Source organism: Granulicella sibirica, assembly GCF_004115155.1.
GTDB classification, from domain to species: domain Bacteria; phylum Acidobacteriota; class Terriglobia; order Terriglobales; family Acidobacteriaceae; genus Edaphobacter; species Edaphobacter sibiricus.
Window position 1 is genome coordinate 146,520 of sequence record NZ_RDSM01000006.1, and the last position, 14,982, is coordinate 161,501.

A 14,982-nucleotide genomic window follows, 5' to 3' on the forward strand; every position below is an offset into this window, starting at 1 on the left:
AGGACGTGTGCGCTGCTCTAGCCAGACGAGTTCGGGCCAGCAAACTTCTTTGAGATTTTCTCAATGTTCTTCAGCTTGCTTCAGAGATCCATCCGATTGTCAGCCTTCTTCCTTCTTGCGGTTACCGTTGGGGAAGCTCAGAGCAAGGAAGCTCCGCTCCCCCCGGACGTGCCTGCGCTGGAATGCAGGCCCCCTGCCGTGTTCAACTTCGACGGCCTGCGTGTCTTCAGCGGCACAGCCCCGGTCCTGATGACGTTTCACTGCGGGGACAAGGGCAGTGAAGCCGCCGCCTGCCACGCCGAGTATCTCGACCCAGCCAGGCCTGACGAATATCAAGGCGATCTCATCGCTCCCGGTGCGACCCAGGACCGTTGGACGTGCGCCATGGTGGGCGGATGGTCGGGTTGGATCCCAACCGATCGGCTGGTGCCCGTCCCGTCGACTCCCGCCATCACGACGGAACAGTGGCTCGGAACCTGGGTCACCGGCCATGCACGCATGCACAGTGACCGGCTGGTCGTTACGCGCAGTGCCGAAGGCCACGGCAAGATCCACGTCGAGGGCAGGGCGTATTACACCAACATTGCGCACAATGTGCATACCGGCCAGGTGAGCGGCGACGCCGTCGCCATGGGGCCATTTCTCCACATCCTCGATCACGGCGAGTTGCCAGATTGCGTCCTTGATCTGAAGTACGACCTTGCCAGCAAAACCTTCCGTGCCGTCGATAATCAGCTATGCGGCGGTTTCAACGTCACGTTCGATGGAACCTGGCATCAGGCGAACTCGAAGAACTAGCTTTGAGCAAGAGCATTCTGCTTCCAGCGCGTGAGTTGCAGAGGTCTGGAGTCATCGGGACCCAGAGAACGCATTGAGTGTGACTGATCCCGGCTCCTGGAGCAGTTGGTTTCCCATAACTCCCGTTTTCGAGGCGGGCGTTGCTGTAGCAGCGGGTAAACTGTCAGCGAGACACTGATACACCCCACGCTGCCATGAAAAATCTCTTCGATCCTGCTCTGCTCAAAGACATAAAGCAACGCATAGGCCGTCTAGACCCCGACAGTGAACGGCAATGGGGTCAGATGCCGGTCACTCAAATGCTTTCGCATTGCACTGCTGGCCTTCAGATGGCCATGGGCGTCATCAATCCGAGGCGGGCGCCCTTTCCTGGGAATATAATCGGCCCACTCATCAAACCGATGGTTTTCGGCAATGATAAGCCGATGCGGCGTAACTCGCCCTCTGTGCCGGAACTTTTCTCGGAGATCTCCACAGCAAGCGAGTTCGACCGGGAGCGGAACGAACTTACCGAAACCGTCGAGAGATTCGCTTCAATGGGCGAATCGTGCTGCTCGCAACATCCACATCCTTTCTTCGGGCAGCTCAAACCACATCAGTGGGCGATCCTCATGTACAAGCACCTTGACCACCACTTGTCGCAGTTCGGTGTCTAGGTAGTCGGCTGCGGCACCCCGCAGGCAGCTCTTTCCTTGAAAGTCGTTTCAGGGAATACAAGCCAACCCAAGACACCTTGAAGCGTGCGGCTTCAGCGATTAGGGGATGTGCTGGAACTTGGCCGACTGCTATTCCGATGAGGCAACGGAAGAGAGGAGCCTTGCGGGGTAGCCTTCAAATAACCTGCATCGACGAGGTCCTCCAACGTCTGCGGAGATCGGCCCAAGTCTTTCAGATAATTCTGCATAGCCCCGAGCACGACTCGGTTATCCTCTTGACGAACAGCTTCCTTCGCTCGTTCGACCGCTGCACTTACCAGTCGAAGACTGGCAGCGATCGCTCCCAAAGCAATTAAAGAAACACACAAAACGAGGCAAAGCTTCGTAACACGCGGTTTCATGAACAGATCCTCTATCTTGTTCGACTATGGCGTTACCCACGACAAATCCGGTTGTCGTGAGGGAGACGTCCGAAAAGTCGGGGTTGCCGGCAACTTCGGTCCTAGCGGCACCAGGGTAACTTGAAGTTGGCCGAAACACCGTTTTTTTGGGGACCGCGTCCTTCACCTCGGCGCGTGTCTACCTTTTTGCATCTGCAACGCGGATTTATTGTTCTACTGTACTGTCATGCCGACTTTCTACAGACCGACGCAATCGCGCCATAAGCGTGTGATCTATCGGTCGATTGACCCGGACGAGCCGCGAAGACGAACCATTACGCGCGTTATCGTCGCGGTTTTGATGTTCTTGTCATGGTGGAAAGGCTAGTTGCTCAAAGCGCCGTTTTCAAGGAGCTCCGCAGGAGTTCAGCCGCCCGGAGTATTCGGGACTCTTACAGTCCAGATGCGTGAGTGCGTTTCAGGGAAAGCTTGATCGTTCATGCGATCGAAGATCAACATCGCTGGATCGAGCCATCGTAGATCGAGTGTCGTGTCTCGTGTTGGTTGTGTGACCCGGATACTCTCGTTCTGCCCTCGGTGGATGACCCAGACAGAGGCTTCTCCCCAGAAGGTGAGATCCGGCCTGACGCTCATCGGCTGACTAAGGAAGGTAACGTAAGCAATCGAACGACCGTCAGGGGAAGGCACTGGCAGATAGCCGGACACCTTTCTTCCTACTTCTTCGACGCGTGCACCATCGGGGGATGTGACATAAATAGATCCGCCCGTAGAGAAGCACAACGCCGAGCTGTCGGAAAACCACGGATTCCAAGATGGTTTCATATAGTCCCAGTTGGCGTCAGGCGAAATCTGTATATGACCGAGCGCCACGCTTTTCATGGTGCTCACGTTATAAATCGCAAGCTCCCCACCATTGCTGGCTATAGCGATGTATTGCTCGTTTGGGGAGGGCACAACAAGACTGTCCAGCGGGACTTTGACTCCCAACTTTCCCAAGGGTCCTCGTGGGGTTTGAAGGACGCTACTTCCGTTTACTTCATCAAGCCACACAAAAGTCCGCTGTGTTGCGAGATAGGTGACCCTCTCCGCAGGTTGCGGACCGTTCTCAAGATCAACCTTGAGAGAGCCGTCTTCTCTCAAGCCCTGATCATTACAGAGCCCAAAGTGCCAGTCGCGAGTCCACCATCCCCAACGAGCCGTGCAGGATGCCCATCGCTGAAGCTTGAAACGATGATCGGTTTCACGGACGTGCCGCAGCCCATGGCCCGCGTCATGCCGGGGAACTCTTGCCCTGCGTGAAAGTACAAATGATCACCAGGTTGAAACTGGTGTGAATTCACCGCTGCCATAGTTTGCCAAGCATGGGAGGGTGACTGACCAGAATGCGTGTCTTTGCCGTCTCTCGCGTCTACATAGAAAGTGTGACCAGAGGTGGCATTCGCACTTGAAACGGGTGCCAAGAAACACGCGAGGATGTAGCCGATAGAGACTCTACAAGGCAGCATTGGTATCTCCAACCTTTCATGTGAACAGCAGAAAGCGTCATATCTGAACGCACAAAGTCGAACGCCAGAAGGTTATGACTCGAATGAACGAGACTTCCAAGTTCATGTTGAGCGTGCCCTCAAGCTCAAAGGGTTAGAAAAACAGACGGGCTGACGCTTGCATCTCGCGGTTGGGATTCGTTCTTGTGATCTTGCCATGGTCACCGTGGATGAAAATGTAATGCGTGGCGCTCCGGTCGTTGCCGGCACTCGAATCCCTGTTGCCGCCCTATGGGAAATGCTTGCCCAAGGCGCGACTGCTGAAGAGATCGCGGACGGTCATCCGTCTTTGAGCGCCGAACAGGTTCGACTGGCTCCTGTTTACGTCGCTGCTCATCCTCGTCGGGGCCGGCCAGCGTCCCGGCCATGGGCAGAGAACTCGACCCAAATTAGAAAGACCCTGGTTCCGATTGGAGCGGCAAGGGAACGATGACCTTTCTGATCGACGAATGCCTTCATCTATCCCTCGTGGGCGTGGCGGAAGAGCGGAACCACCAAGCGCATTACCTTGTTTATCTAGGAATGCAGGGATGGAAAGATCCCGATGTGTTGAAAAGGGCTGCCGAGCGGGACTGCACGCTCGTGACCAACAATGCCGCAGACTTCCGTCGTTTGTATGCGGAGCTGGATCTCCACGCAGGGCTAATCATCATTGTTCCGAACGTGACACCGAAGCGGCAACAGTCACTTTTTGAGGCAGTCTTAGGTCATCTGGGTAAGCGAGCTTTGGTGAACACCGTAGTAGAAGTTGCGTTTGAGGAAGATCAAATTGCCATCATTGAGTACGACTTGCCAGATTAACGGTGATGTAGATGAAGGGAGAGGCGAACTGATCTTTTGCAGACCAACGAGCTGCGTACCCAGTTCGTCACCCAATCGTTCGATGGGTGGCGAACTGAATTCTTTTTGCCGGAAGAACGGTAGCGGTCCTGGTCGCAGCGTCCACTCGCCGGGTTTTAAGAACGTCATCTGGCACGCTGATGCGTTACGGGCCGCAATATCCGGCAGGATGATCGTTTGTAGGCGCAGGTACATCTGCATCAGGGATGATGTGCCTCGCGATCGCACGGCGTGTCAGGTTAAGGCCTCGCGGCTCAGGCCGGCTTCAAGCCGGTTTATAGAGGTGGAGGAAACCACGTTGCAAGCCCACTACGACTGCCTGCGTACGGTCATTCACATCAAGCCTTGTAAGGATTACGCTGACGTGGCACTTCACCGTCGATTCTCGTATTCCCAAGGCAAGCCCAATCTCCCTGTTGGATTTGCCTTGGGCAAGCATCTCCAGAACTTCGCATTCACGTGGGCTCAGACACGTCTCGGCCGTTCGCTCTGCCAAAGACTTTGACAACGGTACAGGCACATATTTCCCGCCTCCATGCACTTTGCGTATCGCGGCCACAAGCGTCTCCGTCGGCAACCCCTTGATCAGATAGCCTCTCGCGCCGGCCTTCAGGCTGCGATGGACGTCTTCGTCACCTTCATAGGTGGTGAGGATAATAACCCGCGTGTCAGGATGCTTGCGACCGATTTCCAAGAGCGTCTGCAATCCACTTATTCCAGGTAAACGCAAGTCAAGAAGGACGATGTCGACCGGCTGACCAGCCAGATACTTTAATCCTTCCTCGCCAGTGCCCGCAAAGGCGACCGCTTTCATGTCTTTGCAATGGGCCATCATGGCTGCTACGCCAACCCGCATAATGGGATGATCATCGATGATTAGAACCCTAATCTCCATTGCGAACTGCTCCTGTGTGCTTTGACGCGAAAGTGTAGCATGCGATTCGGGCTTGGTTAACATGCCTCAAAGCTTGGTTAGCACGCCAGTAAGTGGAAGTGTGATGCGGACCACAGTTCCCGCTCCCAATGCACTTTGAATCTGCAGTTGGCCGCCGAAACCGGAAATCCGCTCCCGCATGCCCTGGATGCCAAAGTGATCCTGTGGTTGCACAGCTTGGGGGTGAAATCCTAAGCCATCGTCCGCAATGACGATCTCCAGGATGGTCGGCAGAAAGCGAAGAGTCACCTTGATGGATTGGGGACGCGCGTGCAGAATAGCGTTGAAGATAGCTTCCCGCACCGACATGGCGAGCGAATGGGCTGCTCGTGGCCCTAACGAAAGCACCTCTCCCTCCACAAGTAAGGACGTCTCTACCCCGTGCTCCCGCGTGCTTCGTCTCGTCATGTCTTCAAGAACAGAAATCAATGCGACGCCCTGCTGCTTGTCCGTCCTCAAGTCCATAATTGTCTGACGAGCCTCATCCATGGTCGCCCTTAGTTGAGTCGATGCATACTGAATCATGTGAAGGCGGGATTCAGTGTCTTCAACGTCGCCGCTTGAGGCTGCATGCAGGAGAGCAGACACACTGGCACATCCTTGTAAGACCGTGTCATGCATCTCTTGCGCGATACGTGTTCTCTCCGCAACGACTATCTGAAAGTGCTTATGCAACCGATTAAGCCGCGTATAGTAAGCCAGAACAAGAAGGCCTGCGAGGGCCAGAATACCGACGGTGCGAAACCAGACAGTATCGTAAACCGACCGTTCCTTGAAAACGCCGAGGGCCGCAGCCACCTTCGATGAATCCCGGCCACCGCCCCATAGCTCGACATGAAACACATAGTGCCCAGGTGGGACGTTTGTATAGGTGGCAATCCGCTGATCGGGTTTCGCCAGGATCCAGTCTGGGTCGAAACCATCCAGCTTGTAGCGAAATCGCCATCGGTCCTGCGGGTGAAGGGAAACCAATTCGTACGAGATTTCCACTCTGCCGTTCCTCGCGGGTAGTCTTAGAAACCCTTCCGGAACCACAGTTTTGCCGTCCACGGCAACTGAATCGATATGCAAATGGGCTATGGCTGGTTTTGCGTCCTGGTCTGGCTGGATGCTCCACACCCCGTGCGTTGCGGGAAACGCAGCTCCATCACCGTGCAAGAGTACACCCGAAGGCTGTGTGCCGCCGTATAGCTGCGCGATGCCGGAAGCCCGATTCGCAGTGAAGGTGCGGACGGAAATCAAACTGTGCGCCGAAGTTGGTTCATGGGTCAATTCGTCACGATCCATCAGCATTACGGCGTATGGGCTGCTGAGCCACAATCGCCCACGGTTATCCTGAAGAATGCAATAAATCGTGTCGCTGACTAAACCTTCGGCTGTTCCGAATCTAGTAACGTTGCCAGCCGAGTACCAGTAAAGCCCCGCGCCAGCCGTTCCGAACCACATACCCTCAGAATCCTCAAGAATCGACCACACCTTTGCTTGTGCCAAAGCTAGTGTGGCGGTGTCACTTAGGAACGCGCCGCTCCTCATGTGACTGAGGCCATGGTCGGTTCCAATCCAAATGTCTCCACTACGGTCTTCCACAATGGAACGGATGCTGTTGAATGTCAGCCCATTACTTTCCTTAAACGACCGAAACACATCATGACTTAGGTGTGACATCCCGCCGTCAGTACCGATCCAAATGCTGCCGTCTCGTGCTTCTGTAACGCACCGGATGTAGTTATTGACCAAGCCCTGGCTGGTGTCATAATGAACGGTTCCAATCGAAGTTACATGGTAAAGCCCGCTTCCGTTGGTCCCGATCCACATGGAATGATCGCGGGCGTGGTACACGCCGCGGATCAGAGAACCCCTTACGCCAGCAATGCGGCGGCGCGTGACGTTATCTCCATGGACATGAAAGAGTTCGGAGGAAGGTGCCCACAGATCTCCCCCAGCATCCATTGAGATTGTCCCAAAGTCGGAGTCGGCGTTAGCAGGAAATTGAAGCACACGCATAGAAGACGCGCTAAGACGCGTCAGGCCCTTCCGGGTACCAACCCAGATGCTGTGTTCACTGTCTCCTGAGATCGACAGGACTGTATTGTCTATGTGCGTCTTGGTCTCGGCAAGACGTGCAACCTTCCGATCGCGGATAATGTAGACCCCATCGGTGATAGAGCCTGCCCACAGGTCGCCGCTTTGGTCTTCATACAGCGTGCGAATCGTTCCCCGTGGTCCGTTGATGCGGATGAACTCCAAAGCTCCGGGAGGAAGGCAAAAGAGACCTTCAATGGTGCCTGCCCATATTGAACCGTCATGGGACTCCAGCAGCGCCCGAATATGAGTACGGCTATCTTTCGGATCAAGAACAAATTCCCGCGCATGCCCTTGGATGCTGGCGAAGAGTTGCGATCCACCAATCCATATCCGGCCGGAACGATCTTCTAAGACTGCATCCACAGCGGAACGATCTTTCGTGGCCTCAGTAGACGAGACTGCGGGCACGCCCAGCTCCTGGTTTGCAAGGACAAGGTGATCATCTTGCACTCGGAACAGGCCTGCGTCCGTAGAGACCCAGATGACTCGATCAGGGCTTTCGTACAGCCCAAGCACGAAGGCGCTCCCAGGGATGCTTCTCGAGATGTAGCTGCGAAAGTTACCGCTGCTGTATTTAACCACTCCTCCGCCATCCGTTCCAATCCATATGCTTCCATCGCGGGCGACCAACAGGTGCCGAATGTTGTCGTCGGCTATGGCTGGCGTGTTCGCCCGGGTGAAGTTGCGGAATCGGGTGCCATCAAAACGCGCCAACCCGCTGTCAGTCCCAACCCACAGGTATCCGTCCGGCGATTCGACAACGGCATTTACCGTCTGGCCAGGAAGTCCGTCGCCCCTCTGCCACGAATCAACCGAGTACGTGTGTTGTCCGTTCTGGAATCCGAACTCAGCGAGCATGTTGCCTGGTGTCTTCTTCTGCGCGGCAGAAGAGAGAAGAGCAAATAAGCAGAGCCAGCAGAGATGAAGGACTGGACTACTTAAGGAAGCGCGACGCGTTCTTTGTGCCCAACCGATTCGAGCAGAGCGAAACACGAGGATGGACAACAAATACTTCTGCATGCACGCACGTTCGTCGTCACATGCGTCGGACCCACAAACGCTATCGGTGGGTAGCACATGCATATTGGTGCAACATCTTCTCACGAAACCTATTCGCTTGACCAGCATCGGCATCCGCGAATGAGTCCCGATTCTGCAGACACAGTTGAACGCCATTCTGCTCCAAAGCCAATGCGGGCACCGTTGATGTGCCTGGACCGCCGTTTGGGTTAATGTTCTCAGAAGGGGAGGCTCATGTAGTACTTTCGGCGGATACATGGCAGGTCGAAGGTGCGTAGCCTGATACGGATGAATAAGTCGAAAGAGACTGCGCAATCTGAATTAACCCGACGCGAGTTTATGAGTGGTGCGGTTATGGCTGTGGCCGCTTCCAAGGTGCCTTTCGACTTTGGTTCTGCAAGGAACGTTGAACGTGAATCTTCGTCTCGCAGAAGTAGCTTCGACAGTGACTGGCGGTTCGTAAAGGGAGACGTACAGGGCGCACAGTCTCCAGACTTCCATGATGAGCCGTGGAGCATCATCAGTGTGCCTCACGACTGGAGCATCGAGGGCGAATTTCGTGAAGATGCCCCAGGTGCCGGCTTCTGTGCCTACTTGCCCACCGGCATTGGCTGGTATCGCAGACACTTCGCGGCTCCGCCTGTTTCCAAGGGCGGAAAACTCATCCTCCAGTTCGATGGGGTGTATCAGCGCAGCGAGGTGTGGATCAACGGCCACTCCTTGGGAATGCGTCCGTATGGGTTTATCAGTTTTGCGTACGATCTCACGCCCTACTTGCATGCAGGCCGCCAGCCGAATGTTCTTGCTGTTCGCGTCGATAACTCGTTACAGCCAAATTGCAGATGGTATTCTGGCTCAGGCATATACCGGCACACATGGCTGCTGACGACAGAACCTGTTCATATCGCACAGTGGGGAACCTGCGTCCGGACGCCGCAAATCTCCACGAACAGTGCGACGGTTGAAGTGTCTACTCGTGTGCAGAATGATCTCCCGCTACCGGCCGTCTGCTCCGTGCGTACCTTAATCCAGGACCGGGACGGCGCGACGGTAAAGGATTCCGCGGCTAAAGCTGAGATCCCTGCCGGAGGTGAGCTTACCTTTGTGCAACGCGTCGAGGTCGCATCTCCGAAACTCTGGTCCGTTGTCTCGCCGTATCTTTACTCTGTTCATCAGGTCGTGGAACATGACGGTCGAGCGGCGGATGCATCAACGACCCCGCTTGGTATTCGCTCGATCAGTTTTGACGTGGACAAGGGCTTTCTGCTGAATGGCGAACCCGTCAAGCTGAATGGAGTTTGCCTCCACGGAGACGCGGGCGCGGTAGGGACAGCAGTTCCTGAGCGGATGTGGGCGCGTCGCCTTGCTCTGCTCAAGGATATGGGGTGCAATGCAATCCGTTGCAGCCACAATCCCCCAGCGCCAGAGTTTCTTGACTTGTGCGACACCATGGGCTTCATGGTGATGTTCGATGCCTTTGACGAGTGGCACGGGGCTAAGGCGCAGACAACGCAGTACGGTTATCACAAGTACTTCGATGAATGGGCGTATCGCGACCTGAAGGACATGATCCTGCGCGATCGCAATCATCCCTCCATCGTCATCTGGAATGCAGGGAACGAGGTGCCGGATCAGGGTTCGGCGCGCGGAGTCGAGACTCTCCGCACGCTGAAAGGAATCTTCTACTCGGAAGATCCGACTCGGCCTGTCACTGTGGCGTGCGACATGATAGCGGCCGAGCCACATGGAGCGTTACCGGAGTTTTTGGCCGAGCAGGATGTCGTTGGCTATAACTATGTAGACCGCTGGCGCGACAGACGAGAGAAGTTCTATAGCATCGACCGGCATCAGTTTCCCAATCGGCGCTTCATCGGCACAGAGAGCGTCGCTTTGAGAGCTCCCCGTGGCTCCTATAAGATCGGCGCGGAATCGGCCGTATATGTCGAGAAGAGTAGCAACCTGCTGGTCGAGGTCGAGCAGTTGCAACGTTTTATTCAGACCTATGACTACGTGAGCGGCGACTTCATTTGGACAGGAATCGATTACCTGGGGGAGGCGACATGGCCGGCAAAGGGATCTTCCTGTGGCGTGCTTGATACCTGCGGCTTTCGCAAGGACAGTTACTACTTCTATCAAAGCCTCTGGACCAGTAAGCCTGTTCTGCATCTTTCTCCCCACTGGAACTGGAAGGGGCATGAAGGCACGGTTGTCTCGATTCTCTGCTATACCAACTGCGACACCGTGGAACTCTTTGTGAATGGCAAAAGCTGGGGAGTAAAAGGGTATGCATTTCCAAGTCCGGGCATGGAAGAGCACTATGCGAACTACCCGGCACGCGCAAAGGTACTGCAGACCACGGCCGATCTTCATCTGTCCTGGGACGTACCCTATGAAGCCGGAACGGTAAAGGCCGTGGGCACGAAGAACGGGCAGGTTGTCAGCACGGTGGAGGTTGCAACAACAGGGGAGCCAGCACGGCTGTTTCTCTCATCAGATCGCGTAACACTCGATGCGGATGGCCGCGATGTAGCTCATGTGACAGTGGAAGTGCGGGACAGCAATGGGCGTTGCGTTCCGACTGCTGACCATGCCGTAACCTTGCAGGTTCGGGGAGAAGGCAAACTTCTCGGCATGGACAATGGCGATCCAGTAAACCACGAGAGCTATAAAGGCACGCAGCATAGCGTGTTCCATGGTCTGTGCCTTGCACTTATCGGCACCACAGAGCGTGCCGGAGCAATCGAGATTGTGGCGTCTTCGCGCGGGTTGGCGCAAGCCGCTCTTACATTGACGACGCGGCGCTCATAGGGTCTGCTGAGAGGCCATGTGCAGGTGAGGAATCGAACAGGCCATCGCTCGACGTGAAAAGATGGCGCGCATAGAGGAAGGCATGGTTGCATGGACTTACTAAGGGTTACAGAGAGGTTCGGATGCGGATCGTACAGGAAGTACCTAGCGACGGTGGTGGTGAGTAAACGGCCCAAAGGAAACGTTCTTCTAGCAGCTTTCCTCGCGTTCGCCACTGTCCTGCAGGCGCAATCGCCGCGCCGCCCCGTTGACTACGTGAATCCTCTCATCGGTACTGCCCCCATCACTGACAAGCAATACCTGGGCAGCAACCCGGCGCCGGGCGAGGAGCTTTACTCCGGGACTGTGAACCCGTGCGCCATGGTCCCAGATCCAGCCGGGTACCTTTGTGTGGGTCCTGTAACGGGCTTTGACGGCGCGTATCACGTGCGCGGCTCGGGGTACCGCTTTGATGACCCAACGATCATGGGATTTACGCAGATGAACGGCGAGTACAGCGATGAAAACCGGCTGTTGTTCATGCCGACGGTCGGCGCTATCAAGACCTCTCCGGGCACCCGCACCGCTCCAGGTTCGGGGTATCGCTCAACCAAGGATTCACAAAGCGAACGGGCATCGGCAGGATACTATTCCGTTTCCTTGGGGACGTATGGTGTTCGAGTGGAACTGACTGCGACGGCGCACTGTGCCTTCCACCGCTATACCTTCCCCGCATCGCAGCAGGCGAACATCCTCGTTGACTTAGGTACTGCGCGTCCCGCGGTCACGAACGCCTCTGTTTCCGTCGTTGGCAAGCACACGCTTGAGGGGTCTCAGACCGGGCGTAACAGCACCGTCTACTTTCGTGCCGAGTTCAGCAAGGACTTCGCGTCTTCGGGAACATGGAAGGATGGTGCTGTAACTGCTGGAAGCTCCGAGGCCAGCGGAACTCCTGTTGGCGCCTATCTCACATTCGACACTTCAAACCAGGAGCAGGTCCTTGTAAAGGTAGGCACGTCTACCGTTAGCCTGGCTGATGCGGCTGCCCATTTGAAGAAGGAGATGCCGCAAGAAGCAGACTTTGAAGCCATCAAAGGCCAGGCCAGGGCACTCTGGAGCCAGATACTGGACCGGATGGTCGTAACCGGCGGGTCCGCGCGCGATCGGGTTAACTTCTACACCGCTGTGTATCGTACGGCTGCCGGTCCAAAGTATTCGTGGTTTCCGTTCTACGATTCCGCTGGAATGATTCTTGCTCGAGGAGACGATTGGGTTTCCCGACGGATGGCAGGCAAGGGAAGTTTCTGGGGATGGCACTGGGGCGGTGGATACTGGGGCCCCGGAAACGTGTCAAGCCTGCTGGGTTTGTACAAGATAGGCTTTCACGACCTTGACCTGAAGGCTGCGTATCAGGACCTGCACAACCAGGCCATGAACGGCGGTGGCCCGGCAGGGGCAGCCTATCGTAAGTATGGATACATACCTGCGGACCTTGGAGTCAGGGACTATGTCAATCGTTCCATCGGGTTGTCGATGGATGACCGGTCCATGTCTGAGTTGGCCAGGCTCGTTGGCAATGAAACTGATTCTGAATTCTTTCTGAAGCGATCACAAAGTTACAAGACACTCTACAACCCGTCGGTTGGGTTCTTTGCGCCACGTCATGCAGATGGGTCCTGGATGCCTCCCTTGGATCCCGTGGAGCCTCACGCCGAAGACGTGTATCGAGAAGGCAACGCATGGAATTATCTGTGGTTCAACACGGTCGACATGCCTGGACTCATCGATCTGCTGGGTGGTCCCAGCAGGTTTGCCGCAAGGCTGGACACGTTCTTTTCCGCACCCTATCAGCCGAAAGTACCGCTGCGTGACCTGACAGGCGTCATCGGTTTATATTTCCATGGCAATGAGCAGTACCGGCACGTTCCCTACCTCTATAACTATGTCAAGCAGCCGTGGAAGACGCAGGCGCTGGTTCGCAGAATCCAAACCGAGTTATACCGCCCAGTCCCCGCTGGCTTATGCGGCATGGACGATTACGGGGATCTGGAGGGCTGGTATGTAACCAGTGCGCTTGGATTCCTCCAGGTGGATCTCTCAAGCAAGGTCTATGAGATCGGAAGTCCGATTTTCCCGAAAGTGGAGGTCAAGCTGCCAGGAAGAAGCGGAGGCACCTTCGTGATTCAGGCGAACCACGTTTCGGCAGACAATAAGTACATACAGTCGGCCAAGTTGAATGGCAGACCACTTAATGTTCCCCGCTTAGATCAAGCAGACATGGTTGCGGGCGGCAGCCTCGTTTTCGAGATGGGTCCAAAGCCGAACTTTAACTGGGGAACGGGTAATTAGCCAAAGCCGGTCAGCTGCCGACGTCCTGCGCGTCCGTGGAAGCTCTGATACGCAAATGGAAGTCGTCGCCTCTTGCCGGGAACATGGCTCAGAGGCAAGTGAGAGGCTTGGCCTTGGAGCAGACGTTCGTTCGAAGTGAACATAAGTCTTCCGCGGAGGCAGTTCCGGTTTGGCGCCTCCACTGGTCCGCTCTTAACGCGACGCCGCGGACATCCATGGTGATCGACACCGTGAGCAAAGCCGTGCTGAACCCGCTACGTGAACAACGCATCGCTATGTTTGACGCGTTGCACCTTCCGTAGCACCAGCACGCAGGTTCAGGGCTGCAGCGGCAGAAAGCGCGGACTGAAGGCATGCCGGATATGCACGGGGTCTCCGGCCGGGTTGAGCACCCCTGTATCCGGGTTGATGGCGAAGACCGCGGCGGTGTCACTGTCGTGGTTGGTAACCAGCAGCCAGCGGCCACTGGGATCGAAGTCGAAGTTGCGCGGCGTTCTGCCTCCGGAGGGGATGTCCTGCAGCGGAGACAGCCGGCCAGAGGCCCGGTCGATGGCGAAGACAGCAACGCTGTTGCGTCCTCGATTGGTGGCGTACAGGAATCGTCCGTTGGGATGGACCCTGATCTCGGCGCTCGTGCTCACGCCCTTGAAGTCAGCCGGCAGGGCTGAGATCTGCTGTTTCTCGTTCAGCGTTCCGCGCTTTGCATCCCAGTCATACAACAGGATGGAGCTTCCCATCTCCGTGATCAGGTAGGCCCACCTGCCGTTTGGGTGAAAGGTGATGTGGCGCGGGCCGGAGCCCTGTGGCGCCTGGACCGTCTCCGGATCGGATGGTGTGAGCGATCCCGTTGCGGCATCGAACCGGTAGATAAAGATCTTGTCCAGGCCAAGGTCGGCAACCAGCACAAACCGGTTGGATGGGTCCACAAGGATGGAGTGCGCAAAGGCACGCGTCTGCCGCAGCGGATTCACGCTATGGCCGGTGTGCTGTATGAAGGCGGTGCGCTCTCCAAGGGTGCCGTCCGGTCGCAGGGCGTAAGCGGCTATGTTTCCACCCTGGTAGTTCGCCACGAACGCGAAGCGTGCTGTCTTATCCAGGCTGATGTAGCTGGGATCGCCGCCTCCGCTTGGCTTCTGGTTCAGCAGCGTGAGATGTCCGGTTGCGCGATCCACAGCGTACGCAGCGATGAACGCCGGAGTGCCGCAGGTGTACAGGAACCGGTGTGACGGATCGAAGACAAAGTACGCTGGCGCATCCGCCTGCAGCATCAACTGCGGATCGGTAAGGTGACCGGTTGCGGAGTCGAACCGGCCGATAGAAAATCCCTCACCTGGCCCGCTCGAGTGCGAGCCGAACACGACCGCCAGGTTCTGTGCGTGGGCAGCCAGTCCGAACGAGAGAGCAAGGAGGCTGCCCGTAATTCGCAACGCCAGATTAAGCATGAGGACACCTTCGAAAACAGTTGAGTGCTACACTGCGGAAAGATGGCGCGTCATTACCCCGGTGCGCCCTGCATGACAACGCTGTCATTCTCCATTGAGTATGCCCCAAGTTCGAGGGATACCGCT

The 14,982-nt window shown here is 56.2% G+C and carries 10 protein-coding genes; 6 read left to right on the forward strand and 4 right to left on the reverse strand.

The features are described 5' to 3' along the window. Positions 1-96 precede the first annotated feature (96 nt). Both GRAN_RS24070 and GRAN_RS24075 read left to right on the forward strand, forming a co-directional pair. Positions 97-798, forward strand: coding sequence for a hypothetical protein (locus GRAN_RS24070; RefSeq protein WP_241655133.1), 702 nt, complete (start codon positions 97-99; stop codon positions 796-798). A gap of 194 nt (positions 799-992) precedes the next feature. Continuing rightward, positions 993-1,454: a DUF1569 domain-containing protein gene (locus GRAN_RS24075; protein ID WP_128915620.1), complete on the forward strand. Its 462-nt coding sequence runs from the start codon at positions 993-995 to the stop codon at positions 1,452-1,454. Positions 1,455-2,260: 806 nt separating this feature from the next. Here GRAN_RS24075 and GRAN_RS24080 read toward each other — a convergent pair. Continuing rightward, on the reverse strand, positions 2,261-2,851 hold the full coding sequence (locus tag GRAN_RS24080; RefSeq protein ID WP_128915621.1) for a TolB-like translocation protein: 591 nt from the start codon (positions 2,849-2,851) through the stop codon (positions 2,261-2,263). A gap of 705 nt (positions 2,852-3,556) precedes the next feature. Between GRAN_RS24080 and GRAN_RS27195 the strand changes: the two genes are divergently transcribed. Both GRAN_RS27195 and GRAN_RS24090 read left to right on the forward strand, forming a co-directional pair. After that, on the forward strand, positions 3,557-3,832 hold the full coding sequence (locus GRAN_RS27195; protein ID WP_128915622.1) for a DUF433 domain-containing protein: 276 nt from the start codon (positions 3,557-3,559) through the stop codon (positions 3,830-3,832). After that, a complete protein-coding gene (locus GRAN_RS24090) occupies positions 3,829-4,200 on the forward strand; it encodes a DUF5615 family PIN-like protein (protein ID WP_128915623.1) in 372 nt (123 codons plus the stop codon). Before GRAN_RS27195 ends, GRAN_RS24090 begins: the two co-directional genes overlap by 4 nt. A 304-nt stretch (positions 4,201-4,504) precedes the next feature. On the opposite strand, the gene GRAN_RS24095 is transcribed toward GRAN_RS24090, so the two are convergent. Together GRAN_RS24095 and GRAN_RS24100 are read right to left on the reverse strand one after the other, a co-directional pair. Beyond that, positions 4,505-5,134: a response regulator gene (locus GRAN_RS24095; RefSeq protein WP_128915624.1), complete on the reverse strand. Its 630-nt coding sequence runs from the start codon at positions 5,132-5,134 to the stop codon at positions 4,505-4,507. Positions 5,135-5,200: 66 nt separating this feature from the next. Beyond that, on the reverse strand, positions 5,201-8,278 hold the full coding sequence (locus GRAN_RS24100) for a sensor histidine kinase (RefSeq protein WP_161571149.1): 3,078 nt from the start codon (positions 8,276-8,278) through the stop codon (positions 5,201-5,203). Positions 8,279-8,566: 288 nt separating this feature from the next. On the opposite strand from GRAN_RS24100, the gene GRAN_RS24105 reads away from it, so the two are divergent. Together GRAN_RS24105 and GRAN_RS24110 are read left to right on the forward strand one after the other, a co-directional pair. After that, the gene (locus GRAN_RS24105) at positions 8,567-11,086 is read left to right on the forward strand and encodes a glycoside hydrolase family 2 TIM barrel-domain containing protein (protein WP_128915626.1); all 2,520 of its coding nucleotides are present in this window, start codon (positions 8,567-8,569) and stop codon (positions 11,084-11,086) included. Positions 11,087-11,176: 90 nt separating this feature from the next. Then, the gene (locus GRAN_RS24110; RefSeq protein WP_128915627.1) at positions 11,177-13,414 is read left to right on the forward strand and encodes a GH92 family glycosyl hydrolase; all 2,238 of its coding nucleotides are present in this window, start codon (positions 11,177-11,179) and stop codon (positions 13,412-13,414) included. Between the two features lie 317 nt (positions 13,415-13,731). Here GRAN_RS24110 and GRAN_RS24115 read toward each other — a convergent pair whose 3' ends face one another. Further along, a complete protein-coding gene (locus tag GRAN_RS24115; protein ID WP_128915628.1) occupies positions 13,732-14,856 on the reverse strand; it encodes a lactonase family protein in 1,125 nt (374 codons plus the stop codon). Positions 14,857-14,982: the final 126 nt, after the last annotated feature.